The organism is Staphylococcus lutrae (assembly GCF_002101335.1).
GTDB classification, from domain to species: Bacteria; Bacillota; Bacilli; order Staphylococcales; family Staphylococcaceae; genus Staphylococcus; species Staphylococcus lutrae.
Genome location: NZ_CP020773.1, coordinates 2,003,488 through 2,029,630, shown reverse-complemented (window position 1 = coordinate 2,029,630; position 26,143 = coordinate 2,003,488). Strand labels below are relative to the sequence as shown.

General features: G+C 38.6%; 24 protein-coding genes. 6 read left to right on the top strand and 18 right to left on the bottom strand.

Annotated features, from left to right (window positions below; all coding sequences use genetic code 11):
* Position 1: 1 nt before the first annotated feature.
* Genes purF through purE form a run of 7 tightly spaced genes read right to left on the bottom strand, consistent with a single transcriptional unit; the run spans position 2 to position 6,820 of the window.
* Entirely contained in the window at positions 2-1,423 is a 1,422-nt protein-coding gene (gene purF, locus B5P37_RS09420) for an amidophosphoribosyltransferase (RefSeq protein WP_085238462.1), read from the bottom strand.
* A complete protein-coding gene (purL, locus tag B5P37_RS09415; RefSeq protein ID WP_085237973.1) occupies positions 1,402-3,591 on the bottom strand; it encodes a phosphoribosylformylglycinamidine synthase subunit PurL in 2,190 nt (729 codons plus the stop codon). The genes purF and purL overlap by 22 nt, the downstream gene beginning before the upstream one ends.
* Positions 3,584-4,255 carry a phosphoribosylformylglycinamidine synthase I gene (purQ, locus tag B5P37_RS09410; protein ID WP_085237972.1) on the bottom strand — a complete coding sequence of 224 codons (672 nt, stop codon included), beginning with the start codon at positions 4,253-4,255 and terminating at the stop codon, positions 3,584-3,586. Before purQ ends, purL begins: the two co-directional genes overlap by 8 nt.
* Position 4,256: 1 nt before the next feature.
* Complete coding sequence (purS, locus tag B5P37_RS09405) at positions 4,257-4,517, bottom strand: phosphoribosylformylglycinamidine synthase subunit PurS (protein ID WP_085237971.1); 261 nt, start codon at positions 4,515-4,517, stop codon at positions 4,257-4,259.
* A gap of 2 nt (positions 4,518-4,519) precedes the next feature.
* Entirely contained in the window at positions 4,520-5,221 is a 702-nt protein-coding gene (purC, locus tag B5P37_RS09400) for a phosphoribosylaminoimidazolesuccinocarboxamide synthase (protein WP_085237970.1), read from the bottom strand.
* Positions 5,218-6,351, bottom strand: a complete 1,134-nt coding sequence (gene purK, locus B5P37_RS09395; RefSeq protein WP_085237969.1) for a 5-(carboxyamino)imidazole ribonucleotide synthase — start codon at positions 6,349-6,351, stop codon at positions 5,218-5,220. The genes purC and purK overlap by 4 nt, the downstream gene beginning before the upstream one ends.
* A complete protein-coding gene (gene purE, locus B5P37_RS09390; RefSeq protein WP_085237968.1) occupies positions 6,338-6,820 on the bottom strand; it encodes a 5-(carboxyamino)imidazole ribonucleotide mutase in 483 nt (160 codons plus the stop codon). Before purE ends, purK begins: the two co-directional genes overlap by 14 nt.
* A 210-nt stretch (positions 6,821-7,030) precedes the next feature.
* Between purE and folD the strand changes: the two genes are divergently transcribed.
* Complete coding sequence (gene folD / locus B5P37_RS09385) at positions 7,031-7,888, top strand: bifunctional methylenetetrahydrofolate dehydrogenase/methenyltetrahydrofolate cyclohydrolase FolD (protein WP_085237967.1); 858 nt, start codon at positions 7,031-7,033, stop codon at positions 7,886-7,888.
* 147 nt (positions 7,889-8,035) lie between these two features.
* Here the strand turns inward: folD and B5P37_RS09380 are convergent, their stop codons facing one another.
* Positions 8,036-9,181: a globin domain-containing protein gene (locus B5P37_RS09380; protein WP_085237966.1), complete on the bottom strand. Its 1,146-nt coding sequence runs from the start codon at positions 9,179-9,181 to the stop codon at positions 8,036-8,038.
* Positions 9,182-9,405: 224 nt separating this feature from the next.
* On the opposite strand from B5P37_RS09380, the gene B5P37_RS09375 reads away from it, so the two are divergent.
* From B5P37_RS09375 to qoxD, 5 genes are all read left to right on the top strand, one after another.
* Positions 9,406-9,756, top strand: coding sequence for an immunoglobulin-like domain-containing protein (locus B5P37_RS09375; RefSeq protein ID WP_085237965.1), 351 nt, complete (start codon positions 9,406-9,408; stop codon positions 9,754-9,756).
* Between the two features lie 664 nt (positions 9,757-10,420).
* Entirely contained in the window at positions 10,421-11,521 is a 1,101-nt protein-coding gene (gene qoxA, locus B5P37_RS09370) for a cytochrome aa3 quinol oxidase subunit II (RefSeq protein WP_085237964.1), read from the top strand.
* Between the two features lie 2 nt (positions 11,522-11,523).
* Entirely contained in the window at positions 11,524-13,512 is a 1,989-nt protein-coding gene (gene qoxB, locus B5P37_RS09365; RefSeq protein WP_085238461.1) for a cytochrome aa3 quinol oxidase subunit I, read from the top strand.
* Positions 13,502-14,110 (top strand): cytochrome aa3 quinol oxidase subunit III, encoded by a 609-nt coding sequence (gene qoxC, locus B5P37_RS09360; RefSeq protein ID WP_085237963.1) that lies wholly within the window; start codon positions 13,502-13,504, stop codon positions 14,108-14,110. Before qoxB ends, qoxC begins: the two co-directional genes overlap by 11 nt.
* Positions 14,107-14,397 (top strand): cytochrome aa3 quinol oxidase subunit IV, encoded by a 291-nt coding sequence (gene qoxD / locus B5P37_RS09355; RefSeq protein ID WP_085237962.1) that lies wholly within the window; start codon positions 14,107-14,109, stop codon positions 14,395-14,397. The genes qoxC and qoxD overlap by 4 nt, the downstream gene beginning before the upstream one ends.
* Before the next feature lie 163 nt (positions 14,398-14,560).
* Here qoxD and B5P37_RS09350 read toward each other — a convergent pair whose 3' ends face one another.
* From B5P37_RS09350 to B5P37_RS09305, 10 genes are all read right to left on the bottom strand, one after another.
* Positions 14,561-15,151 (bottom strand): PepSY domain-containing protein, encoded by a 591-nt coding sequence (locus tag B5P37_RS09350; protein ID WP_085237961.1) that lies wholly within the window; start codon positions 15,149-15,151, stop codon positions 14,561-14,563.
* 109 nt (positions 15,152-15,260) lie between these two features.
* Positions 15,261-16,592, bottom strand: coding sequence for a glycosyltransferase family 4 protein (locus B5P37_RS09345; RefSeq protein ID WP_085237960.1), 1,332 nt, complete (start codon positions 16,590-16,592; stop codon positions 15,261-15,263).
* A gap of 52 nt (positions 16,593-16,644) precedes the next feature.
* Complete coding sequence (locus tag B5P37_RS09340; RefSeq protein WP_085237959.1) at positions 16,645-17,556, bottom strand: ABC transporter ATP-binding protein; 912 nt, start codon at positions 17,554-17,556, stop codon at positions 16,645-16,647.
* A 20-nt stretch (positions 17,557-17,576) separates the two neighbouring features.
* A complete protein-coding gene (locus B5P37_RS09335; protein ID WP_085237958.1) occupies positions 17,577-19,577 on the bottom strand; it encodes a hypothetical protein in 2,001 nt (666 codons plus the stop codon).
* Positions 19,574-20,290, bottom strand: coding sequence for a hypothetical protein (locus B5P37_RS09330; RefSeq protein ID WP_085237957.1), 717 nt, complete (start codon positions 20,288-20,290; stop codon positions 19,574-19,576). The genes B5P37_RS09335 and B5P37_RS09330 overlap by 4 nt, the downstream gene beginning before the upstream one ends.
* 13 nt (positions 20,291-20,303) lie before the next feature.
* Positions 20,304-20,663, bottom strand: a complete 360-nt coding sequence (locus tag B5P37_RS09325) for a hypothetical protein (RefSeq protein ID WP_085237956.1) — start codon at positions 20,661-20,663, stop codon at positions 20,304-20,306.
* Positions 20,644-21,792 carry a glycosyltransferase family 4 protein gene (locus tag B5P37_RS09320; protein WP_085237955.1) on the bottom strand — a complete coding sequence of 383 codons (1,149 nt, stop codon included), beginning with the start codon at positions 21,790-21,792 and terminating at the stop codon, positions 20,644-20,646. Before B5P37_RS09320 ends, B5P37_RS09325 begins: the two co-directional genes overlap by 20 nt.
* Positions 21,789-24,368 (bottom strand): glycosyltransferase, encoded by a 2,580-nt coding sequence (locus B5P37_RS09315; protein ID WP_085237954.1) that lies wholly within the window; start codon positions 24,366-24,368, stop codon positions 21,789-21,791. Before B5P37_RS09315 ends, B5P37_RS09320 begins: the two co-directional genes overlap by 4 nt.
* Positions 24,365-24,937 carry a hypothetical protein gene (locus B5P37_RS09310; protein ID WP_085237953.1) on the bottom strand — a complete coding sequence of 191 codons (573 nt, stop codon included), beginning with the start codon at positions 24,935-24,937 and terminating at the stop codon, positions 24,365-24,367. Before B5P37_RS09310 ends, B5P37_RS09315 begins: the two co-directional genes overlap by 4 nt.
* A complete protein-coding gene (locus B5P37_RS09305; protein ID WP_085237952.1) occupies positions 24,938-26,131 on the bottom strand; it encodes a glycosyltransferase family 4 protein in 1,194 nt (397 codons plus the stop codon).
* Between the last annotated feature and the right edge of the window lie 12 nt (positions 26,132-26,143).

Below are 26,143 nucleotides of genomic sequence, written 5' to 3'. Positions count from 1 at the left end.
GTTACACTCCTCTTCTTTTCATTTCCTTTTGTTCTGGTAATTCATGATCTACAATTTCAATTGGGTATTGTCCAGTGAAACACGCATTACATTCCCCTTTAGAACCATGTGCTCTAAAAACTTCATGCATGCCTTCAACAGATAAATACGTCAGTGAATCCGCACCAATCATTTGTCGAATTTCATCCACACTATGTTGTGCAGCCATTAATTCCGCATGTGTAGAAACATCAATTCCGTAATAACATGGATCTTTTAGTGGAGGTGAGGAAATACCCATATGCACTTCTTTTGCACCTGCCATTTTCAACGCTTTGACAATGTATTTACTCGTCGTGCCACGGACAATGGAATCATCAATGACAACGACACGTTTCCCTTCAATGACGTCACGTATCGGTGCATGTTTCATTCGCACTTGACGTTCTCTCACACTTTGATCTGGCGTAATGAAAGTCCGCCCGATGTACCTGTTTTTAAGCAACCCTTGTTCATTCGGAATACCTGTCTGTTCAGAAAAACCTTTTGCCGCTTGTAATGAAGAATCTGGAACACCGATGACAATGTCCGCATCTACACCCATTTCTTCAGCCAATTTTCGACCTAATGCTTTTCTAACATTATAAATCGAATGCTTGTTGAATTCAGAATCCGGACGCGCAAAATAAATGTATTCCATCGCACACATTCGATGATCAATATCATGTGAATACATATCATAATCGACGTCATTGTCATTCGAGAATGTAATCAACTCACCTGGTTCGATATCACGGATGTACTCCGCACCAATGGCTGTAAATGCACAGGTCTCACTCGCAACACAATAAGCACCATCCACTTTTCCAAGCATCAGCGGACGAACGCCACATTGATCACGTGTGACTGTCAGTTGATTTTCATTTAAAATGACACAACTGAATGCCCCTTTAACTTGATTCAATGCTGCTTTTTGATTCGTTTTAATTTGGCTGGATTTCCCTTTAATCAGAAGATGCGCTAACACTTCTGAATCACTTGTTGTTTGAAAAATCCCTCCCATTGCTTCGATAGCCAAACGAATCTGATGTGCATTCGTTAAATTACCATTATGTGCTAAACCTAAATCCCCTTTGGAGTGTTTAAACAGAAAGGGCTGTACATTAGAAATCTCACTCGCGCCCGTCGTGGCATAACGAACATGCCCGATCGCATTAGGGTATGACTGTAATGAATGGAGCTGCTCTTCTGAAATGGCTTCTGTTAATAAGCCCATCCCACGTGCACCAAACAATTGCTTTCCATTCGAGCAAACAATGCCCGCACCTTCTTGGCCTCGATGTTGTAGACTGTGTAATGCCATATACGTCAGATATGCGGCATGTGGATGATTCCATATTCCGAATATCCCACATTCTTCATTTAGTCCACGGATGTCATACATGACTCAATAGCTCCTTCCCATTCACGTTTAAGTTCGGATGTACGACGTTCGATAATACTCTTTTGTGCGACGACTTTAAATTCATCTGTGTCAGTTAAAGTTCCGATTGGTGTAGCACGCTCAATATTTAATGTTTGTCCTTCTTTTACCGCAACAATATAGCGCCCTTGTGTCTCACTAAACAACTGGCCGTCTGTCAGGTCCACTTGTGCATCGATACCTAAGCCGTAGTGTGCACTGATTCTTGCAAGCGTAATGAGTAATCCACCTTTACCGACTGTTTGTGTATGTGAAATCACACCTTCGCGGATTGCTGAACGGATAGCTTCACCTTTTTTGACTTCATTTGATAAATCTAGGTGTTCAATTTCATGATTCACATCTTGATATAATAATTTTTCAATTTGACTACCGCCATAACTGTCTGTCGTTTCACCAATGACATAAAGTGTATCTCCAGCGCTAGGGTGATATGTTTGTAAGAACTGAATATCTTCAATCAAACCGACCATTCCAACTACTGGCGTTGGGAAAATAGAAGATGTACGTGTTTCGTTATACAAAGAAACATTCCCCGATACGACAGGTGTCGCTAATACTTCACATGCCTCTGCCATTCCTCGAGTAGAGTCTGCTAATTGTTGATAAATATGTTTTTTCTCCGGCGAACCATAGTTAAGACAGTCTGTCATTGCAAGTGGTTTAGCACCAACTGCGATTAAATTTCGATAAGCTTCGGCTACAACCATTTTGCCGCCTTCGTATGGATCGTTAAAAACATACCGCGCTTCACCATCAATCGTTGAAGCAATCGCTTTATTCGTTCCTTCAACGCGTACGACTGAAGCTTGAAGTCCTGGTTTAACAATCGTATTCGCCCCCACTTGTTGGTCATACTGATCATATAAATAATGCTTAGATGCGATGGTCGGATGCGTTAATAGGCGTTCAAACACATCATTCACATCAATATCATCATAACGATTCGGTGACGCATCATGTTGTAATGGCTCACCTTCAAGAATATAGACTGGTGCTTCATCAGCAAGAGGTTCTACTGGAATATCAGCAAACACTTCACCTTCATACGTTAATACAAAGCGGTTTGTGTCTGTCACTTCGCCGATCACTGCACTATCTAATTCATGATAATCAAACAAATCTAAAAACTTTTGTTCTGTTCCTTTTTTAACAACAAGTAACATGCGCTCTTGTGTTTCAGATAGCATCATTTCATAAGGTGAAATCCCTTCTTCACGGACAGGTACTTTTTCAAGTTGGAGATGAATACCGCTGCCACCTTTCGCCGCCATTTCTGATGATGATGACGTCAAACCCGCTGCCCCCATATCTTGAATACCAACGAGTTCTTCATAAGTAATCGCCTCAAGTGTCGCTTCCATTAATTTTTTACCGACAAATGGGTCACCAATTTGAACGGAAGGTCGTTTGCTTTCACTTTCTTCTGTCAGTTCTTCCGAGGCAAACGTCGCCCCGTGAATGCCGTCACGTCCCGTTTTTAAACCAACATATATGACTGAATTGCCAACCCCTTTGGCTGTGCCTTTCTGAATCATATCGTGGTCGATGACACCCACACACATCGCATTCACAAGAGGGTTTCCGTCATAACGCGCATCGAATTCGATTTCTCCGGCTGTTGTAGGAATACCGATACAGTTGCCGTAACCTCCAATGCCTGCGACAACCCCACGTAATAAACGACGATTGGTTTTTTCTGTCAGTTCACCAAAACGTAAGCTGTTCAATAAATTAATTGGACGTGCGCCAATCGATACGATATCACGAATAATACCGCCAACACCCGTTGCCGCCCCTTGATATGGTTCTATGGCAGAGGGATGATTGTGCGATTCTACTTTAAAGACCACTGCTTGATTATCGCCAATATCAACGACACCTGCCCCTTCACCAGGTCCCATCAAAACATGTTCACCTGTTGTTGGAAACTGTTTTAAAAATGGTTTTGAGTGTTTGTAAGAACAATGCTCACTCCACATCACCGAAAAGATACCTGTTTCGGTAAAATTGGGTGTCCGTCCTAAAATTTCACTTACTTTTTCGAATTCTGCATCACTTAATCCCATATCACGATACAACTTTTCAATTTTGACCTCTTCTGCAGTCGGTTCTAAAAATTTAGGCATTTTGTTCCCTCCAACTATTGACCATTGATTCAAATAATTTCACACCACTGTCTGTACCTAAAATCGCTTCTAATGCACGCTCTGGATGTGGCATCATCCCACAAACGTTACCTGTTTCATTAACAATACCTGCAATATCTTCATATGAACCGTTTGGATTGTCCACATACTTTAAAATGATTTGGTTATTTGCCACAAGTGCTTCATAGATTTCATCCGTACAATAATAATGACCTTCACCATGGGCAACAGGATAGACAACCTCTTCATCCTTGTTGTAGCTTTTTGTAAACGGCGTTTGATTATTGACGATTTTTAAACGTTCATTGCGGCTGACGAACAAGTGCGAATCGTTATGTAATAATGCACCTGGTAATAATCCTATTTCTGTCAGAATTTGAAAGCCATTACAAACACCCAGTACTGGTTTTCCTTCCTCAGCCAATCGTTTGACCTCTTTTATCACAGGGGCAACACTTGCGACTGCACCCGAACGTAAATAGTCACCAAAGGAAAATCCTCCTGGAATCAATACACCATCAAACCCTGATAATGATGTCTCTCGATAATCGACATATTCCGCATCAACGCCTGACTTTAATGCAGCATTATACATATCACGGTCGCAGTTTGAACCCGGGAATCTAAGGACAGCGAATTTCATATTATTCATTCTCCTTTTCATCCAAAACTTTGTAACTGTATTCTTCAATCACGGTATTCGCAAATAATTTTTCACTCAAAGTGGTAATGACATTGTGAACGGCTTCATCCGTCGCTTCATCTACGGTCATATACAAAACTTTACCGACACGAATGTCATTCACCTGTTCGTATCCTAAATCATGCACAGCACGGTTGAGTGCCTGTCCTTGCGTATCCAAAACTTGCGGTTGTAATGTGATGTGTAATTCGATAGTTTTCATGATTAAAGTGCCTCCAATTTATTTAAAAAAGTTTGATATGTCTCTATTAAAGAACCGGTCTCTTCTCTATATACATCTTTGTCAAAATTTTCTTGCGTTGCTTTATCCCAAATGCGGCATGTATCAGGTGAAATCTCATCTGCTAAAAGTATGTGTCCTTCCTGATCTCTACCGAACTCAATTTTAAAATCTACTAATGCCAATCCCATGGCGTCCATGAGCTTGATTAGTGCTTGATTCACTTGCAAGGCACGTGCTTTTAACTCGGCAATGGTGTCATCATCAGCAAGGTGTAACAATTTGATATGATCTTCTGTCATCAACGGATCATTGAGCGCATCATTTTTGTAGAAAAATTCTACAAATGGATAATCAAAAACAAGCCCTTTTTCAAACCCTAAACGCTTCGTAATAGACCCCGCCGCAATATTGCGTACAACAACTTCTAATGGGATAATTTCTACCGCTTTTACAGATTGTTCTGTCTCTGAAAGTTGGGATATAAAATGACTTTCTATCCCTTCTTGTTGAATATATTCAAAAATGCGTGATGTAATTTGGTTGTTCAAGCGACCTTTGCCAACCATGGCATCTTTCTTGGCTCCATTTCCAGCAGTCACTTCATCTTTATATTCAATTCTGAGTAAGCCTTGTTGTTCTGTTTCGTATACGCGTTTCGCTTTGCCTTCGTATAAAAGACTCATTTCGATTTGTCTCTCCCTTCAAATTTAGCAACGATTTTTTGTTCCGTCTCGCTCACATGATCAGTCAAAAGTGTTAAGTGTCCCATCTTTCGTTCAGGTTTACGCGTGATTTTACCGTACAGATGGACATGCCAATCCGGGTGTTCAAATAATTCTGTCTCTAATAAATCTAAATCTTTTCCTAATAAATTCATCATGATTGCCGGCTTAAACAGCTCAATCCGTTCAGGGAGTCGCTGCCCTGTTACAGCTAAAATGTGCGTGTCGAATTGCGAATAATCACAAGCTTCAATCGAATAATGACCTGAATTGTGAGGGCGTGGTGCAATTTCGTTAACAAATAATTCATGCGCTTCAGTGATGAAAAATTCAACAGTGAACGTGCCCACAAAATGCACCACTTGTGTGATTTTTTCAACTTCCGCCACTGCGGCTTGTGCTAAATCTGAACGTGCCGGGACGACTGTTTTAAACAATATTTGATCTCGGTGTTCATTTTCCTGTAATGGGAAATAAACTTTCTGCCCTTCTTTTCCCACTGTCACTGTTAAGGAGACTTCCATCTTCAAATTGACAAATTGTTCTGCAACGCATTCCTGTTGTGCAATCAGCTGCCGTGCTTCTTCTAATTGGGCTTCAGAGGTCAAACGAATTTGGCCTTTGCCATCGTACCCTCCAAAACGTGTTTTCAACATCAATGGATAACCTAATGTTTGAATTGCCTGATCCAAATCTGCCTCAGTTGTCACCTTTACAAACGGCACGACTTTTGTACCCGCTTGTGCAAGCGTTTGCTTTTCTGTATAACGGTCTTGCAACAGTTGTACTGCCTGATAGCCTTGTGGCACATGATAGGTTTTTGCGAGTTCTTTCAGTTGTTCACTCGCAATATTTTCAAATTCGTATGTGATGACATCCGATAATTGACCTAATTTCTCTAGCGCCGCCATATCATCGTATGCGGCATGAATAAACACATGTGCAATGTAGCGACTCGGACAAGTCTCATCCGGATCCAACACAACGACCCTAAAACCCATTTTTTGTGCGGATTGTGCCATCATTTTTCCGAGTTGTCCGCCCCCTATGATGCCAATCGTTTGACCGATTTTTAATTTATTGAAGGTCATCTTGCATCGCCTCTACTTTCTCAACGAGTGATTGCTCGTATGCTTCAAGACGTTTTTGCACCGCCTGATCAGCCATTCCAATCATTCGAGCCGCTAAAATACCTGCATTTTTTGCACCCGCTTGACCAATGGCCGTGGTCGCCACTGGAATTCCTCCAGGCATTTGAACAATTGAAAGTAAAGAATCAAGCCCTTTCAAACTTTTCGATTCAATCGGTACACCAATCACTGGCAATGTCGTCATAGATGCGACCATGCCAGGCAAATGCGCCGCACCACCTGCGCCTGCAATAATAACGGAATAACCATTTTTTCGTGCATTCGATGCAAAATCAACCATCATATGTGGTGTACGATGCGCAGAAACAACTTTTTGATCGTATGGAATTTTAAATTCTTCTAACATGGCACACGCTTCTTTCATCATTTCCCAATCAGAAGAACTCCCCATAATGACTGCTACTTTCACTGTGAACACCCTTTCAAAAATTTGAAATACTATTCTAATTAGTTGTATATTACAGATATAGCATACCAAGCTTAAATTGTTTTTTCAATGTAAAAATCGAACTTTAACACATTTTTAATATCTATAATTCGTTTTTTATAGCTGTTTTTGTTACAATTGAAATGCAATCATTCGTTAATTGTTCGAATTATTATGAGGAGGCTAATATTTATGAGCGCAAAGATTTTAGATGGTAAACAAATAGCAAAAGATTATCGTCAAGGGTTACAAAATGAGGTGGAGAAATTATCAGCACAAGGTTATACACCAAAACTATCAGTTATTTTAGTTGGTAATGATGGAGCGAGCCAAAGCTACGTTCGTTCAAAAAAGAAGGCAGCCGAAAAAATCGGTATGATTTCAGAAGTCATTCACCTCGATGAAAACACTTCAGAGGAAGATGTCCTTAAGGAATTAGACCGTCTGAACAATGATGATTCAGTCAGTGGTATTTTAGTTCAAGTGCCACTTCCTGCCCATGTAGATGAACAGAAAATGCTCGATGCGATTGATCCAGACAAGGATGTTGACGGTTTCCACCCTATTAATATTGGGCGCTTATATTTAGATAATGCACAACTCATTCCTTGTACACCATTAGGCGTCATGGAATTGTTAAAACATGCCGACATCGATCTTGAAGGGAAACACGCTGTTGTTATTGGCCGAAGCCACATTGTCGGTCAGCCTGTTGCAAAATTGCTCATCCAACAAAATGCAACGGTCACAGTATTACATTCTCGAAGTCAAAACATCAGTGACCATTTAAAACGAGCAGACGTGATTGTTAGTGCAGTCGGTCGTCCTGGTATGGTCACTAAAGATGACGTTAAACCTGGCGCTGTTGTGATTGACGTTGGTAATACACCTGACGAAAATGGTAAGCTTAAAGGCGATGTAGATTATGAAGATGTCAAAGAAATTGCTGGTGCGATCACCCCAGTCCCAGGTGGCGTTGGACCTATGACCATTACGATGGTATTAAATAACACATTGATTGCTGAGAAAATGCGTCGCGGCCTTGAATAGTCAATGCCCTCATCGTCCTGTCACAGCGCACATGACTCAGTCGTTGCTTGAGTTTCACACTCATTTTAAATGTAAAAATCCGAGACAACATCGTAAAACATTACGATGGTCTCGGATTCTATTTTTCTAACGTTTTTATGCCCTCTTTTAAACAGCCACACTCAATCTTGGTACAAATGTTTCGTAATGAATGTGCGATGCTTCTACTCCCAAACTTTGTAAAGATTCCATAACAGATTGTATAAATGCCGCACCTCCACAGACATATACTTGCGTGTCATCTGTAATATATGGTTTTAGCGCTTCCGCTTCTAAATAACCTTCACGATTTCTTAAATGGATGTGTAAATGATTATGATGGCCAGAAGCCGTAAGCTGTTCGAGTTCGTGTTTAAATGCCACATCATCTTCCGTTTTAGCCACATTTATAAATTGTGCAGTCACATTCTGAGGTGCAACTTGTCGATACATGGCGATGAGTGGTGTCACGCCGACGCCTGAACCAATGAACAACTGTGGTTTGTCAGCATGATGCACTTTGAAGCCACCTACTGGCGCTGATAAGTCAATCGTATCACCTACTTTAAATTCATCGTGTAATACGGTTGATACTTCCCCTTCATGTGTTTCGCTCACGTCTCTTTTCACAGCAAATGTCAGAAAATCTTTACCACCATCTGTAATCGAATAATGACGTTTCGCTTTATACGGCAATTTTTCACTTTCTATATCCACTGTAATATATTGCCCAGGTGTAAATTGACTCAAATCTTGTTCTTTTGAAGTGACTGTAAACGCTTTAATCTCATGCGTTATCGATTCAATTTTAGTGATTTCAAACGATTTGAAACCTTCCCATGCCATATGATCGTAAATATCTTTTTCAACGGCGATAAAAGCATCCGCAATCACACTGTAAGCTTTCGCCCAAGTTTGAATAATAGGATGTTCTGCATCGATGCCGACCACTTCTTGTATGGCTGCCAATAAATTTTCACCAACAATCGAATAATGTTCCGGTAACACTTGTAATGCACAATGCTTATATGCAATTTCTTTCACGACCGGCAAAATAGGCGTGAAATCGTCAATATGCATCGCCGCTGCTAGAACAGATTGTGCTAATGCCGTTGATTGAAAGCCTTTTTTCTGATTGGTTTGGTTAAACATATGACGTAATTCAGGATGTTGATGAAACATTCTATTGTAAAAATTAGACGTTATGTCAGTGCCTTGTTCTTTTAATACGGGGACCGTTTCTAAAATAATACCTTTTTCTTCTTGCGTTAACATTAACAATCACTCCTATTTTTATATACAATTTTATTTAACCGCATCATCATGACTTAAAATGATAAACTCATTCAGTCAACTCTTAAAAAACAATTAACAACTATTACAAATGTTTAATTATAATTAGGTCCATAGTAGGATAGCATATGCGCTTCAAAATTGTATAATACAAATGAATCATATGATTATCACAACTATAACAATAAACGGAGGGTCTGATTCCTATGAATAAATTACTTCAATCCCTGTCAGCATTAGGGGTGTCTGCTTCGCTTGTATCACCCAACTTATGTGTCGAAGCAACGACAAATGACAGCCCTTCTATTAAAGGTACGCATGATGAAGTCGTAAAACTAGGCGATGCATACAACCCTTTACACGGTGTATTCGCTTTCGATAAAGAAGACGGTGACTTAACAGATAAAATCACTGTCAACGGTCATATCGATACATCAAAACAAGGCGTATATCAATTACAATATCAAGTCACTGATTCTGATGGCATGACGGGTAAAACATCACGTACTGTTCAAGTCGTTGATGCACCACGTAATCTATCACAATCGGATAGCTAAACAATGATACGGCTATACACGTCGAAAAGCATACCTATGACAGCACTTTCCTTTTAGCAATAGGTCATTGTATGCGCTTCAGTGCCCTATACATGTGAACACCTTGTTCTCTTTCGTTGCGCATCTCCTAAAGCAACGCATTCATATGCATGAAACGACTGTTTCATCCCATCCCCACTGCAAATCATCATCAAAAAAGTATCCAGAATGTCGGCGACTGTACAGTTACAATCTAACAGTCGCTGAATGACATCCATTGACATACGTCATCTCCTTTGATGGATAAAGAAAATTCATATGTGCACGCGCATATAAGGTGCATCGTTGCCCTACACTTTTATTTTACACTTTTTTTCACAAACTTTTATTAGTAAATTCCCTATATTTTTATAAAAATCCCCTGTTAGCAATCATTAGAAAATTCAGTCATTATATGGGAATTGACCTTCTGTTTGCCGTTTACCTCATTAAATAAGTAGTTATTGGAACATTTCACAAAATGTACACATAATTTTAATAAAGCGCTGAACCCCTGTCACACTTAGAGTCTCAACGGTTTCATGAATTTCCATTAATTGTTTTTTCAAAATGCCACTTGTAAATATCATATATTATTTTAAAATTAGTATAAGCCCTACAATTGTAGTATTAGGAGGTCAAAAAAGTGTCAAAATTTAAGTCTTTGCTTCTTGCTTTCGGAACATTGTTTTTGCTTGCGGGCTGTTCTGATGTAGAAGTTTTAAACGCAAAAGGGCCAATGGCCAGCGACCAAAGATTTTTGATTATTTATTCAATCATCTTCATGGTTGCCATTGTTGCTGTTGTACTTATCTTATTCGCAATATTCACTTATAAATACCGATATAATAATACACGCGAATCTGGTAAGATGCATCACAACGCACTTCTTGAAACAGTATGGTTCCTTATCCCTGTAATTATTTTAATTGCATTGATGATTCCTACTGTTAAAGCTTTATATCAATATGAGGAGCCACCTAAAGCTGAGGACGATCCTATCGTTATCTATGCTGTAAGTGGTGGGTACAAGTGGTTCTTCGCTTATCCAGATGAAAAAATTGAAACGGTTAATCACCTTAAAATTCCAACTAACCGTCCAATCACTTTCAAACTTCAAGCGATGGACACAATGACAAGTTTCTGGGTTCCACAACTCGGTGGTCAAAAATATGCAATGACTGCTATGACTATGGAGTGGACTTATGAAGCACATGAGGAAGGTACATATCGTGGTCGTAACTCTAACTTCAACGGAGAAGGCTTCTCTCGTCACACATTTACCGTTGAAGCTGTTAGTCAGAAAGAATATGATGCTTGGGTGAAAGAAGCACAATCTCAAAAACCACTCGACCAAGATACTTTCGACAAACAATTGCTTCCAATCACTCAAAACAAAGCATTAACATTCAGTGGAACACACATGGCATTTGTAGATCCAGCAGCAGATCCGGAATACATTTTCTACGCTTATGATCGATTCAATTATGCACCGAAAGATCCAAACTTCTATGATGATAAAGTAGGCGTCTTAAGTGAACCGAACAAACCAGCGCGTAAATCACAAATTACGAATGTTAACTATGAGCGTCATGGTATGAAACCTGCGATTCTTAAAAACAATGAGCCTTATAACAATGAGTTCAAAAAAGAACAAGATCATACTATGGACGAAATGGAATCAATGCACAAAGGTGCCAAAGATGCTGAGGCACACAAAGATCATAACAGTGGAGGTGGACATTAATGATGGACTTTCCATGGAATGAGCTTATCGTAAAAGGAAACTGGATGATTACATTGGCTCAAATCAGTGCACCTTTTCTAGTTATAGGTGTTATTGCAGCCATTACTTACTTTAAGCTCTGGGGATATTTATATAAGGAATGGTTCACGTCAGTCGACCACAAAAAAATTGGTTTAATGTACTTGATCTGTGCTGTTCTAATGTTCGTACGTGGTGGTATTGATGCAATTCTATTACGTATTCAATTAACAGTACCAGACAACCCATTCTTAGAATCAAATCACTACAATGAGATTTTCTCAACGCACGGTGTCATCATGATTATCTTCATGGCAATGCCGCTTGTTATTGGTTTAATGAACATCATTATCCCATTACAAATCGGTGCGCGTGACGTTGCTTTCCCACTACTCAATAACATCAGTTTCTGGTTGTTCGTAGCGGGTATGCTTTTATTTAACCTTTCATTTATCGTGGGTGGATCACCAGCGGCAGGTTGGACAAACTACGCACCACTTGCAGGTGAGTTTAGTCCTGGTCCAGGTGTAAATTATTATTTAATTGCCATCCAGATTTCAGGTATTGGGACTTTAGCGACTGGTATTAACTTCTTTGTTACTATTATTCGTCTAAAATCACCAAGCATGACATTTATGCAAATGCCAATGTTTGTAGTTACAACATTTATTACAATGTTAATTATCATCTTGGCATTCCCAGTATTAACGATTGCACTTGCTTTAATGACTGCTGATAGAATCTTTGACACTGCATTCTTTACAGTAGCTAACGGTGGTATGCCAATGCTATGGGCAAACTTCTTCTGGGTATGGGGGCACCCTGAAGTATACATCCTTGTCCTTCCGGCATTTGGTATTTATTCAGAAATCATTCCAACATTTGCACGTAAACGTTTATTTGGACACCAAAGTATGGTGTGGGCCACTGCGGGTATCGCATTTTTGAGTTTCTTAGTTTGGGTTCACCATTTCTATACAATGGGAAATGGCGCTTTAGTTAACTCATTCTTCTCAATCACAACAATGTTGATCGCCGTGCCAACAGGTGTAAAAATCTTTAACTGGTTATTTACACTCCATAAAGGACGTATTACTTTTGAATCGCCAATGCTTTTCGCGTTAGCGTTTATTCCTAACTTTACAATTGGTGGGGTGACTGGTGTTATGCTTGCCATGGCATCAGCTGACTTCCAATACCACAACACGTATTTCCTAGTGGCACACTTCCACTATACAATTGTTGCTGGTGTCGTATTTGCATGTTTTGCAGCTATGATTTTCTGGTATCCAAAAGCAATGGGATACAAACTATTCGAAAAACCGAACAAATGGTTCTTCTGGATTTTCATGATTGGTTTCAACGTGACGTTCTTACCTCAGTTCATTTTAGGTCTTGATGGGATGCCACGTCGTCTATACACTTACATGCCAGAAGATGGTTGGTTCGTGTTAAACTTGATTTCTTCAATCGGTGCAGCAATGATGTCAATTGCGTTCTTAATCTTTGTAGGTAACATCGTATACAGTCACCTTAAAGCACCACGTGAAGCGACTGGTGATAACTGGAACGGTTTAGGACGCGGATTAGAGTGGTCAACAGCTTCTGCAATTCCACCTAAATACAACTTTGCTATCACACCAGATTGGGATGACATTGATACATTTGTTGAAATGAAAAAGCAAGGTAGACATTACCTTGACAATCATAATTACAGCGATATTCACATGCCGAACAATACACACATTGGTTTCTGGATGGGTATCCTATTCTTTATCGGTGGGTTCTTCCTAGTATTTGAAACATTATTACCTGCAATCCTTTCATTAGCTGGTATTTTTGCTTTAATGATTTGGAGAAGCTTCCAACAAGATCATGGTTACTACATTCCTGCAAGTGAAGTAGCTGAGACTGAAGCGCGCTTGAGAAAAGCTCGCCAAAAAGAAAGGGAGGCTATGAATCATGAGTCATAAAGTGGTTGATACTATTGATGCTCGTACACATGAAGGCGATCTGAATAAGCTCGGTTTCTGGATCTTCCTTACAGCTGAATTCGCACTTTTTGGTACACTTTTCGCAACGTTATTAACATTGCAACATGGCGGTGGATACGGTGGGATGCTGACAACAGAATTATTTGAGCTCCCCCTCGTTTTAATTATGACATTTTTACTTTTAGCAAGTTCTTACACATGTGGGATTGCAATCTATTACATGCGTAAAGAAAATAAAAGTTTATTGTTAGTATGGATGATTATTACAGTATTATTAGGGATGGGCTTTGTGGGCTTCGAAATTTTCGAGTTCTCACATTACGTTCATGAAGGTGCGACACCACAATTAGCTTCTTATTGGTCTAGTTTCTTTATTCTTTTAGGAACACACGGTGCCCACGTAACAGTTGGTATCTTCTGGATTATTTGTTTATTAATCCAAGTGGTAACACGCGGTTTAACAAAATATAATGCACCGAAATTGTTTATTGTGAGTTTATACTGGCACTTCTTAGATGTTGTATGGATCTTCATCTTTACTGCAGTCTATATGATAGGGATGGTGTATAGCGGATGAACACAATTGTAAAACATACGATAGGCTTTATTGCCTCAATCATCTTGACGTTACTCGCTGTATTCGTGACTTTATATACATCATTGACTTTTAACGCTAAAGTAACAATCATTTTTGGTTTTGCGTTTATCCAAGCCTTCTTACAACTCTTAATGTTCATGCATTTAACTGAAGGTAAAGATGGTCGCGTTCAACTTGCAAAAGTTATCTTCGCGATTATTATTACACTTATTACAGTCATCGGAACATATTGGGTTATGCAAGGTGGGCATGGTTCTCATATTTAAGCGATGCAAACCTAAAAGCACTAGCACTTCATGTGCTAGTGCTTTTATCATTGATAGAAAACTGACTTGATACTTGTAAAAAGAATCGACCCAGTCCATTAATTTTGACTGAGTCGATTCTTTTTTGGCTAGAGTCAAATGCCCCACCCTATTTCATTTCAATTTATTCATGATCTTGTTCTAGCACTTTGCTTGTTTTAGCATCTAATACAATTTCTTTTTCACCTTGCTTGCCATTCAATTCAATTTCGTATACAAAATGACCATCACTATTTTTCAACGTCCACTGTTTTAATTCGCCTTGTTGCTGTTCTTGCGCTTTTTTCACAGCTTTATCAAATTGCAATGCATCTGAATATTGAATTGTCGGATGCTGTTCTTGATCTTTCTCTTTGTCAATATGCTTATGAATGACTTTATTGTCTTTGTCTGATACTTTTATTTCAGCCTCTTCTTGACCTTTATGCAACTCTACATCGTAAACCCATTCACCTTTTTCTTTTTTATATTCGATTTGTTTTAACTCACCGTCAAACGCACTTTTGGCTGTTTTGATTGCGTTTTCTGGTTGCGTTTTAATCTGATTTAAAGCGATCGTTTGGCCATCTGTATTTTGATTTTTATGTTGTTGGTCATGAGTATGCTCAGTTTTAGTATGGTTAGCCTCTTTTTCAGAATCATGATGATCATCTTGACCACATGCTGCTAAAATGAAGCCTGTAGATAAGAGTATAGTTGTTAATTTTAATTTCATGATAGTATTACCTCCAATATCATTGTTTGCAATTGTTATACCCTTACAATACTAAAATATTCATATTCATATTGAATTCTATAAAATATCAGTCGTCAGATCGAGTGCATTATTTCATTTTAGAATTTATTCTCCCTATAAAAGAAACTTTACCATCTAATGTATCGTAAACGTTCAAGAAGCGCTGCTTTTCATTTTGCCAATTATAAATTTGTTTAGCGTGTCGTGTCTGTGCGCGATAATGTTGATATTGTTTGTCGTCATGAAGCAGTTGATTCACAGCTTGAGCAATATTACGACTCTCATGTGTGTCTGTGACAATACCGACTTCTTCCTCTTCTACCACACGTTTAATTTCAGGAAAATTACATGCAATAACAGGAACGTGGGCCATGATGTATTCAAACAGTTTGTTCGAACTCGCTGAATAATGATTAAAACAAATATTTTGAAGCACTTGAAAACCCACATAGGCTTCTCGGGTAATACTTGGTAACACTTCAAAAGGCACTTTGTCTAAGAAATAAATGCGATCCCGTGCTTCCGATTGTTCGGCTTGTGCTTTTAATACATCCGTTAATTTCCCTCCACCTACAAATAACAACACACCTTCGTCTATCATTGGCATTGCTTCAATCAGCTTATCTAATCCTCTGCCTTGCTGCAATCCACCTTGATAAAGTAGAATTTTTTCATCTGCATTAATACCCAGTTTCTCACGCAAATGACTGTATGGTTGTTTTTCAATATCGTAAAGCATTGAATAATTATATACCGGTTGCGGATAAAACCCATAAATCTCTTTATTGTACTGCGCTCGCGTATGATTCTCTACAATCATTGTATCTACAAAACGTAATAAAAAGCGCTCGATTTTTTTAATTCGTTCAGAGTTGTAGCCCGTTCGATCTGATTGCACTTCATGACTATCATAAACAAGTGGCTTAGGATGTAATCGCAACTTTGAACAAACAATGCCTTGAGGTAACGTATTCAAATCATTGGCATGGTATATATCCGCATTTAATCCATAACCTTTAACAATCATACGTGCAATAATCGAACCATTGACAACCCACTTTCGTATTTTTTTTACTTTTATCATCAACATCGTGATCAGTAACATCATCATATAGCTCAATAAATATTTTAAACTGATATAAAACAAACCTACTGCTATCACAAATGACACGCCTGCAATGATGGCAACAAAATACTTACCATGATCAGCATAAGCCTGTATGACCACCGGATAACGTTTCACGCGATGGACTCTAAAATGCGGTTCTCGCTGCTCAAAAGCGTCAATATCTTTATTTTTAAGGTCATTAATCGCAATTAAATCAACATCATATCCCGAGTCTGCCAGTGCCGTACATTCACGATTGACGCGTGCATCGTTTGTAAAATGATTCCACACAAACATGGCGACTTTTTTCATTTTCGCCCCTCCTTCTTTTCATAGACACTAACGATTCCTTTTTACATCAATATTAAAGCACACCGATTTGCCATAACAAGGCGAAGAGAAATAACACGCCGCTTCCGAGTAATGAAAAAAGGCTTCTTTTATCGTCAACATCCCATTCATGTTGTTCAATGGCATCATTTCGCTGTTGTTGTAATGTCAACATTTTCTTTTTATAAGCCAGCTGCCCTTTTTTATCACGTGCTTTAAACCCTCTAATTAACGTATTATAACGTTGAACGACTTCGTTCACTTCACCGTACGCAACCATTTCTCCATAATGAATCCAAATCGCGCGATCACACATGTTTTTAATTTGTGCAGCAGAATGCGACACAAAAAAGATTGTTTTTCCTTCTTCCTGCAAAGCTTTCATTTTTGCAATACACTTATTTGCAAACGTTTCATCTCCAACTGATAATGCTTCATCTACAATAAGGACATCCGGGTTCGTGTGAATCGCAATTGAAAATCCAAGCCGTGCTTTCATTCCACTTGAATAACTTTTAATCGGTTGATAAATAAAATCATCAAGTTCAGAAAAAGCGACGATGTCATCAAAAACGTGATTAATTTCTTTTAAAGACATGCCATGCATCAAACATTTATACCGAATATTTTCTTCACCTGTAAAATCATTATTTAAGCCGGCTGAAATCGCAATCAATGACGATTGGCCATTAATGTCGACAGACCCTTTTGTAGGTTGTAACACCTCAGCTAAAATATTGGATAATGTCGATTTACCTGAACCATTTAATCCTATCAAACCCACAGACATTCCTGGTTCAACTTCGAACGAAATATTGTATAATGCATAATAAGGTTTCGGTCGATAAAAGTAGCCAAAGGATAACAGTGCCAGTATTTTGTTAACTTTACTTTTATTTAAGTCATAAATTTTAGATACGTGATCTACTTTTACTTTATATGTCATCAGAACACCTCATTTTTCACTTAATCCCGCTTCAATCTCACTACAGCCGCTTTAATTTGCTGAAAACCATCAATATAGTGATCGAAATCTGCCATAAGTGTGTGAATGATATCGTTATCTTGTGCCATCGTACTCCCTTCTTCTACAAACGCCCACACCTTTTTGCCACTTCCTTTATAATCACTTAATTTGGATGGCACATAAGGATTAATGGTTTTAATTCCTGTTGTATGGGCATCAAATAATAGCAATCCGTCAAATTTTTGAGTGATATTTAAAAATTCAAAATAACCGACCAAAGGATGTAAGACGATATAATCTTTAAAATCACTGTTACGATATATATTTTTAATATTGCCACGAATATTTGTAAAACAATGAATTTTAAACGCCGTTTCCCCTTTTGCTTCCAAATATTTACATACAAGTTCAATTTCATTAAATCCACGCGTCGCATAGAAGTTGCCAAAATAACCTAAATGAATCAAATCCGGATCTAGTGGATAATGCGTATTTACTTTCTTATAGTCGTGAGGTCGTGGAATCGGGTGTCTTGAAATAACAGCACGTGACTGAATCGATTGCTTCATTTTTTCATCAAAACGTTCAATCATATATTTGAGCTGATGTTCATTCGTAAAAATCAGTTCGTCCGCATGACTGAGCGCTAACAATTCACATACATTGAATACATTATCATCAACGAGAGGACGCCACTCTCGATGGAGTCGTTGCTTCACGCTGTCAATATAAGACGCATCTTGAATTGGCGCATACCTTAAATCACTCGTCACAGTGGTATGTAAAGGGTCTGAAAACTCTGCTCTCCAATAAATCTCTGGTTGCTCTAATTTAATTTCAAAAGCTAAAAAATGAGATTGTGGAAACATCGCTCTTGAATATAAATGACGATACATTTTAGGATGCTGTGCAAGGACCTCTAAACCTTGCTCGGTAAAACCAGCAATACTTTCCCAACTTGAAAAGGCTTGTTTTGCATCGAGTAAATAATGTGTGTCGACCAAATGCGCTGCTAAAGTATTCAGTTTTTCATCTTTCTGCCGAATTCGTGACATGTCATTCGAAATGATATCCACAATTTCCCCTTTATCTCGAATACGCTTAGCCATGACATTTCCACTCGTGTCAATGTACGGTGGAAAACAGTACGCAATGACGAGCGTTTCTGCATGCCCTTCATTCAATAAATGGTAATGAAAAATCGGCATTTTCTCATAGATGTCTTGCTTGATCTGCCTTACTGTTTCTGGATCTTGTGTGTCAAGAAATCGACGTATTTGACGAATTAACGCGTTCACTTCCGGATAACACGACATATCCGTAGCATCTGTTACATTATAAATCGCCTCGATGGTCTCTAACGCTTCATAAACAGCTTGTCGATGCTTAATCTTCACGCCTTTTGTTTGCACATATTCCGAAAATAATCGTATTTCTGAAATACCTGGCGTACGATAACATACCTCATCGATATAACATTTCACGAAAGCATTAATTGGCTCATACAAATTCAAACCTTTCATCAATGCCGTTGGGTAAATTTTATCATTTGCGAGTCGATATAACACATGCGATGCCACTTCATGGTTCGCAATCGGGAGACTTGTGAGTGGCGTCTCTGATTCTAATGTGAGCACCACATGCGACACTTCAATTTGTTGTATCGCAAATGCAAATGATACATTAAAATGACGCTGATCCAATACAGAAAAGAGATGGTTTTCATGGCGCAATGGAGATTGCATCAGTTTTGAAAGGCCGTCCTCCCACTGAAAAACGAGAATGAGCTGATCATAAGTACGGTGTAATCGTGCAATCGTCTCAAGGTCAAATTGTTGAGGGACAAACCAAATACATGCAATACCTTTTTTCAATGCTTGAGTATATGGAATATTTTGCGTATGTCGAATCTCATTAATTAATAAATGACTTTGTTTTGGTATCGGTTGGTGCATTGCTTCAATTTGTTCTTGCGTATATTGCATCTCACGTTTTGTCATGATTTCACCTTCTTCCAAATCAACTTCACGCCTTTTTTTATATTCGTCCGATTCAGTCTTTTTTGATAGTATGAAATTTGTTCTAATCGTCGAATCCATGATTCATGTGCAAGATACTTTTTCTTATATTTCCAAGCACTTCGTTTAAATTGATGTAGTGTTCGAAAAGCATATTGCATCCGTTCGTGCGTATGTCGATACGTTTCATATAACATTTCATAATCTTTATTTAATTTGAGAATTTCTTGCTTTAACTGCATGACATTCAGGACAGGTTTCATTTTTTCATCTGCCCAATTTATAAGTAGTTGTGACATCAATCGCTGATTATGACTTTCATCATAAGACACACGATCTAAAGCAAAATACATCACCGTACATTGTCCATTTTGAAAATGATAAATATTCATAGTAAAGCGCTTTTCGAGTGGTTCTAAAACGGCTAGCAATTTACTTTCATCAATTTGGATAGCGTGCAACTGAATTTTTATGATTGTTTGTGTAGAAATTTGAGTGACAATTTGATGATATAAAGCGAGTTGCTGAGCGTGAATTGGATAATAAAAATGGAGTTCAATCTTGCGTATCGTCTTCATTATTGATGAAAATTCATTTGCTGGTCGTACGTCAATATCTTTACCTTTAAAATCAATTCGTAACATTGTTTCATCATTATTAAGGTCACGCGTAAGAAAATATTCATTTTGAACCATGTCAGCGTCCCCCTCAATAGACTTTAATTTGTGCTGTATCTGAAACTTTCTGTTGCTGATTTTGCTTCACAAATGCTTTAATACGATATTTCCCAGGTTCTAAAGTCAAGTGAAATACATTTTGATGTTGATACATGATTTTCTCCGTTGCTACCGATTCACCTTTTTTATAAATATAGAGCGCATATGTCATCTTTTCACCAGAACTACAGACGATGACATCTATCACCCCTTCTTCTTCCTGATGTGTCAAGATTTCATCGATTCTAAGTGTTGCTGGATTATGATCTAACAATGTCGCTGTTTCTAGCATGATATCTTCTAATTGGGACTCTAAATATTCATATGCACGTTTATAATCGATACTTGCCATCTGTGATCACCTCTAATTCTTTTTGAATAACAACATCCGCCCCCGTCTTACGTTGAATCATTGATGCAGCATTTTGACTCATCTGCAGAAAGACATCAGGATTTTGGATCAGTTCATCGATGTAAAGCGCCATGCGTTCAACATCATTTCGCGGTGCTAAATAACCAGAAATACCATGCTCAATAAAGTCTGGGATACCTCCAATCGCATTCGATATTGGTACAAGACCTGAACTCATGGCTTCATTTAATGAAACTCCCTGTGAATCATGGCGTGAAGGACCTAAATAAATGCCATGTTGTTGATGAATATGAGTGATGTCTTGTTGAGGAACAAATTTTTGATGCAGTTGAACGTTACGATATTTTTTCAATGGCGCCGTCAGTTTTTCAAATAACGGACCTTCACCATAGATTGAAAATGACAATTTTTTGAAATACCGCCGTTTTGCTAATTGTTGAATCACTTCTACCGTTAAATCATTGGCATAGTTTTTCGCTGTGAAAGGTCGAATGGACACGATACGAAAGCGATCTTCCACTTGTTTAGGCGTATATGGAAAAATTTGAGCATCTACAATATTAGGAATAATGTGATACCGTTCCGGAGTGACACCAACAAAAGGATCTACATATAGCACTTTAAATCGTTCTGAGATGTAAACAAATTGAATTTCTAAATCTTTACGCGTCATTAAATCTTTCAAAAAGGCTTTCTGATACTCATAATGTGTCTCTTTTTTTTGTAACTGTGCTTTCAACGCTGTTGCGGATGATAAGTAGTTATAATAGCGCGTGTACCATGCTTCTGCTTCAAATCCATGTAGCCATACAACAATGGGTGGTTTTTCCGCTAATCGTTCAATCGCACGAAACATCTTGTAGTTAATAAAGTGAAATAATAACTTGTCGTAGTGATGATTTTTCAAATGGCTATATAACTGTGCTTCATCCATGTACATCACTTTTACGCCGTCATAGTATGCATCTCGTTTGATTTTTGTTGTAAATACAACAACCGTCATTTCTATTTGATGTTGTTGATAGCCTTTCACTCGGCGATGTAAAAAGGCATTCGCATAAATTTTTTCTTGATTAGGATAGGTGTTCGTAATCAATAAATAGCTCATGATTTCACCTTTCTTTTTAATTGTTCTATTTCTTTTAATAACGTTGCATCGTGCGGTCGTTTAAATGATGCATAGCGTTCAACAATACGTAGAAATGCTTGAATCGTTTCTTCACTATGAAGTGTTGAACGTTTCAATCGTGCGATATACCAATGATAGATATAGTAATTAAAGCGATATTTCATATACGTGTCTATATAACCTTGTTTTGTCAAAAAGTTGATTTTTTCTTCCTCTAATCGCTCGTATTTATTAAAAAACTCGGCTGTGATTTGATTGGTCATAGAGTTCGTGTTTGCTGCATAATATACATGAATATTGTGATTGACGACTTTTACAACACGTGCATAATGCATCAATTGTAAAAAGAAGAGCGAATCCTGTCCAAGCGCACCAGGTACCATTCGAATCTTATGGCGTTGTAACAATGATTTTTTCGTAATCAAGGCTTGAATGCTCGCAGTTTTAAGTTTCATATTATGGAGCAATGTTCGTGTATCCTCTGTTCTATCCGCTTGTGCAACTGCAACGAAAGCATCATAATAACGATGCACTTGTGTTTGATTATCGTCTGCTTTAATCATGTTGCCAACGACCACATCGATTTCTGGATGTGCGCGCATCTCATTGAACAGCTGTGTCATCCCTTCTCCTACCCACTCATTATCAGGATCTAAAAAAGCAATCAGTGGAGCTTGTGCACGTTCTATTCCCACATTTCGCGGTGTTGATGCACTACCTGATGCTTTTGCTAATTCAATGACACGAATATTGGCATACCACTGGCAATATAAAGCAATGAGTCGTTTCGTATAATCATCGGTTGATCCATCATCGACAAGTATGATTTCAAGTTGCGGAAATAAGGTGTGGCTAATCATCGAACGCAAACACTTATGTTCTAAATGTGTCCCATTATTATGAACCGGTACAATCACACTCAATGCCGGTTGCTGATGATGTACAACACTTTGCTGTGGCATATCATCTACAAAGGTCAAATCTAATGCAAACCCCTGCTGCTCCCTGTCGGTCTCGTCGACTGAATCACGTTGAAATAAAGTCAGTTCTCGTTCCTCAAATGTATCTACATAGCGATAACCTTGTGCCATTTTGGTTATGAATGGGCTTTGAGTATAGACCGTTGCCGCCATTAAATCCGCAAGATACTCAGGTGCATACTGATGTTGCGAACTGAAGTACGTATAAAATGGCGTATCCACATCAGCGATACGAGAGACACTTTTTTTATGTTGATAGGTTTGTGCTTGGAACATGTCAGATGCCAACGCATCATCGTCCGAAATAATCACGCTGACCCATGGGTTAGAGAGATTTGGCGTAGATCGACCAAGAAATTGTGCCATTTCATTTAACCAATGGACATGGGTCATCGAGAGCATCATCTTCTGTGTCCCGATTGCCCGTGCACGATTCATCAGCATCGCATCCAGCTTTTTCACTTTGGCCATATCCGCCAATTCAAAAATAATCTGTATTTGTGGAAAAGTCATATTTACAAAGGCATTGTAATTTGAAACTAAAAAACTCCCCATCGCTTGCTGTTCAAAGATACGATTTGCACACATACTCTTTGAATATTTCACCGTGTTAAGATTAAGCACAATAGGAAATGTCCGATACATCGTTAAAGTATGTGCATGTGTGAGTGGTGCAGCAATATAAGGTAAATAACGCGCTGGATATTGATATTTCGTTCGATTGTGCCATAAATTACGATCAAATATTGTCAAATCTAACCCATTCTCCAAAGCACCGTCAAAAAGCATCATCATATCGTTTGTACGTTCTTCATACTTATTCAGCCATGAACCTGCAAAGACGACATCCCGTTTTGTCGCCGCTCTGTGAGTACCGATGGGATGATGCCATTCAGGATTGACCGGGAAATGCATCGCTTTCACACGTTGATGACCAAGCAATGCTTTATATTTTTCTACTAATGCCACTTCTGTCGTGATGACAACGTCCGCACATTGTGCATGCATTTGAAACACTTCAAAATTAACAGGATCTTCCTTATTAAAAAAAACGACCGGAATGTTTCGAGATTGACAGTCCGCCATTAATTGTTGTAACTCTTGAAATCGCGTACTATGCATCTGCGTATTACCTCTCCAATAACCGTCTACCCCTTCCCATGTTGAAGCAATAATGACGAAATCATATTGTGTCATGCACTGGGGTTGATTGATATACTCAAGTTCACATGCCCCCTCTAATGCACGATATAAAAATAGATCCGATACAATACCGACCTTCAGCGGTAACGTGCGACGCGATTGCGTGCGTTCACTCTGCTTTAATAACGCTTCGTAATCCGCATTTTGATCGCCTCTTCCAACTTCGTGATACGTTTTTAAGTAATCTACGAAAGGTTTTAAATACGGGGTTTCACTGATTTCAAAAAATGCTTTACTCGGCTCGATATCCAACAATTCTGCTAAATGTTCAAGTGCTGGCGTCTCTGTTTCATCAAAAGGAATCGGTTCTCTTGTCATCTGAAATGGCTTAGGAGAGCCAAAAAATAATTGTTTGATCGCTTTAAAATTCATGAGCGTCGCTCCCATAACTTAATCTGAATTTTTCCTAATTTTGAATGTCGTAACTTTAAATAGCGTGTCTTTAACGTCTCTCTCTGTTCAATGAGTTGTGCTACAAAATGACGTTTTTCAATCGCATCACCTAACACTTTTTGTACGATAAAACGATGTTGTCGCTCTTGCACTGCTTGTAACACATTTAAATGCTGGGCGATATGTAGCCAACTATTTTGATGCGGACACACCTTCTCATGCATTGGTGTATCCAGTTGAAATGTTTTCCATTCCTTATCGAAGTGCGCCAATTGAATCTGATTTTGTGAAGATTGCCAATCCACATATAGAAGGAGTTCCACCTGCTGTTTATGTACAAAATACGTCTCTGTTTTGTCCTGAATTGCGAGTTTCTGTCCCTTTTCAAACTCATAACGTACGAGACAAATCGTGCTTGCGACGTCATTTATGACGACCTTTTGGGTACATGCTTCGTCTGAATACAGTGCACTTTGATCGGCAAAAACAGCCACATAAGCCCCCGTATATGAGGTATTACGTAAAAAATCTTCCACTTGTGCATCCATCTAATTCCCCCTCAATCGTGCGATTAATTTCTCAATATTCCTTTCCCACATCAATGCTTCATCGCGCAATTTTACTGTATGTGAAATCGTTTGCGTCAAGGTCTCATGATCATTTTTCAACTGCTTTATATAAGCGATGATGTCTTCTGTTGAAGCATGTGCTTTAGCATAGCCCACACCATACTGTTGAATGAGTTGATCAACAGGCGCACCTAAGTTACACACAACAGGCGTCCCGCAACAAATACTATCCATCACTTTGCCAGGCATCACGTTCATAAATACACCTGTAGGTTTTAAAATGGAAAGTGACACATGATGTTCTGAAATCATCTTTAAACAAGGCGTGCGCTTCATAGGTGGAATAAGGTGCACATACGATAATCCCTCATTTTTAACGACTTGGCGAAATTGGTGGGCATGGACGCCATAAATCATTACTGTAAAATGAATATGTGCTTGATTAAGTTGGCGTGCAATATCAATCAGTTGTTCAACATTTTGCGCATAACCTAAATTCCCACTATAAATCACTGAAAAATAGGGTCTTTTTTGTTGAACTTGAACCTCATCTTTCGTAAAGGCATTGGGTAAATAAATAAAAGATGACGTTTCACCTATCATTGCTTTAATATGTTGTTCGAAATAGGGATTATTAACGACAATTTCATCGGCAGATTGATACATCTTCTTTTCCAAAAATTTAAGGAGTGGGAATGTCCATTTAAGCTGAAGTGCACCTACCCCTAAAAAGCTATCCGGCCACAAGTCTCTTATTTCTAAAAAATATTTCGCTTTACGATCTGTTTTGAAAAACAATGTGGCCCAAGCGAGAAAAATATTTGGACTTGTGACGTATATATTGTCAAAAGCAATCTTCTGTTTAAGATAGGCCTTCACTTTAATCATCAGCTCTAAATAATACAACAAGCGATAACATAAATTGGGGTGCTGCTTATCGAATTTCATCCGTATGCGATGAATCTGAGTCCCTTCTAACGCATTCAACGATTCACTATCAAAATAAGCACGGTTTTTGAATAATGTTTTGTTGGGATATGAAGGTTCAGTTGTCAGCACGATGGGTGAAAACCCCCGTTGATTAAGCTGCTCAAAAATCTTTTTCATACGGTTAGCAGCTGAACCTAACTCAGGATAAAAATTTTGGCTGATGATCAATATTTTCCTTTTCATAGTAACCCCTCT

Coding starts and splice junctions, on each gene's coding strand:
- purF (WP_085238462.1), bottom strand. CDS start 1,423: ATGTATGACATCCGTGGACTAAATGAAGAATGTGGGATATTCGGAATA.
- purL (WP_085237973.1), bottom strand. CDS start 3,591: ATGCCTAAATTTTTAGAACCGACTGCAGAAGAGGTCAAAATTGAAAAG.
- purQ (WP_085237972.1), bottom strand. CDS start 4,255: ATGAAATTCGCTGTCCTTAGATTCCCGGGTTCAAACTGCGACCGTGAT.
- purS (WP_085237971.1), bottom strand. CDS start 4,517: ATGAAAACTATCGAATTACACATCACATTACAACCGCAAGTTTTGGAT.
- purC (WP_085237970.1), bottom strand. CDS start 5,221: ATGAGTCTTTTATACGAAGGCAAAGCGAAACGCGTATACGAAACAGAA.
- purK (WP_085237969.1), bottom strand. CDS start 6,351: ATGACCTTCAATAAATTAAAAATCGGTCAAACGATTGGCATCATAGGG.
- folD (WP_085237967.1), top strand. CDS start 7,031: ATGAGCGCAAAGATTTTAGATGGTAAACAAATAGCAAAAGATTATCGT.
- B5P37_RS09380 (WP_085237966.1), bottom strand. CDS start 9,181: ATGTTAACGCAAGAAGAAAAAGGTATTATTTTAGAAACGGTCCCCGTA.
- B5P37_RS09375 (WP_085237965.1), top strand. CDS start 9,406: ATGAATAAATTACTTCAATCCCTGTCAGCATTAGGGGTGTCTGCTTCG.
- qoxB (WP_085238461.1), top strand. CDS start 11,524: ATGGACTTTCCATGGAATGAGCTTATCGTAAAAGGAAACTGGATGATT.
- qoxC (WP_085237963.1), top strand. CDS start 13,502: ATGAGTCATAAAGTGGTTGATACTATTGATGCTCGTACACATGAAGGC.
- qoxD (WP_085237962.1), top strand. CDS start 14,107: ATGAACACAATTGTAAAACATACGATAGGCTTTATTGCCTCAATCATC.
- B5P37_RS09350 (WP_085237961.1), bottom strand. CDS start 15,151: ATGAAATTAAAATTAACAACTATACTCTTATCTACAGGCTTCATTTTA.
- B5P37_RS09345 (WP_085237960.1), bottom strand. CDS start 16,592: ATGAAAAAAGTCGCCATGTTTGTGTGGAATCATTTTACAAACGATGCA.
- B5P37_RS09340 (WP_085237959.1), bottom strand. CDS start 17,556: ATGACATATAAAGTAAAAGTAGATCACGTATCTAAAATTTATGACTTA.
- B5P37_RS09335 (WP_085237958.1), bottom strand. CDS start 19,577: ATGACAAAACGTGAGATGCAATATACGCAAGAACAAATTGAAGCAATG.
- B5P37_RS09330 (WP_085237957.1), bottom strand. CDS start 20,290: ATGGTTCAAAATGAATATTTTCTTACGCGTGACCTTAATAATGATGAA.
- B5P37_RS09325 (WP_085237956.1), bottom strand. CDS start 20,663: ATGGCAAGTATCGATTATAAACGTGCATATGAATATTTAGAGTCCCAA.
- B5P37_RS09320 (WP_085237955.1), bottom strand. CDS start 21,792: ATGAGCTATTTATTGATTACGAACACCTATCCTAATCAAGAAAAAATT.
- B5P37_RS09315 (WP_085237954.1), bottom strand. CDS start 24,368: ATGAATTTTAAAGCGATCAAACAATTATTTTTTGGCTCTCCTAAGCCA.
- B5P37_RS09310 (WP_085237953.1), bottom strand. CDS start 24,937: ATGGATGCACAAGTGGAAGATTTTTTACGTAATACCTCATATACGGGG.
- B5P37_RS09305 (WP_085237952.1), bottom strand. CDS start 26,131: ATGAAAAGGAAAATATTGATCATCAGCCAAAATTTTTATCCTGAGTTA.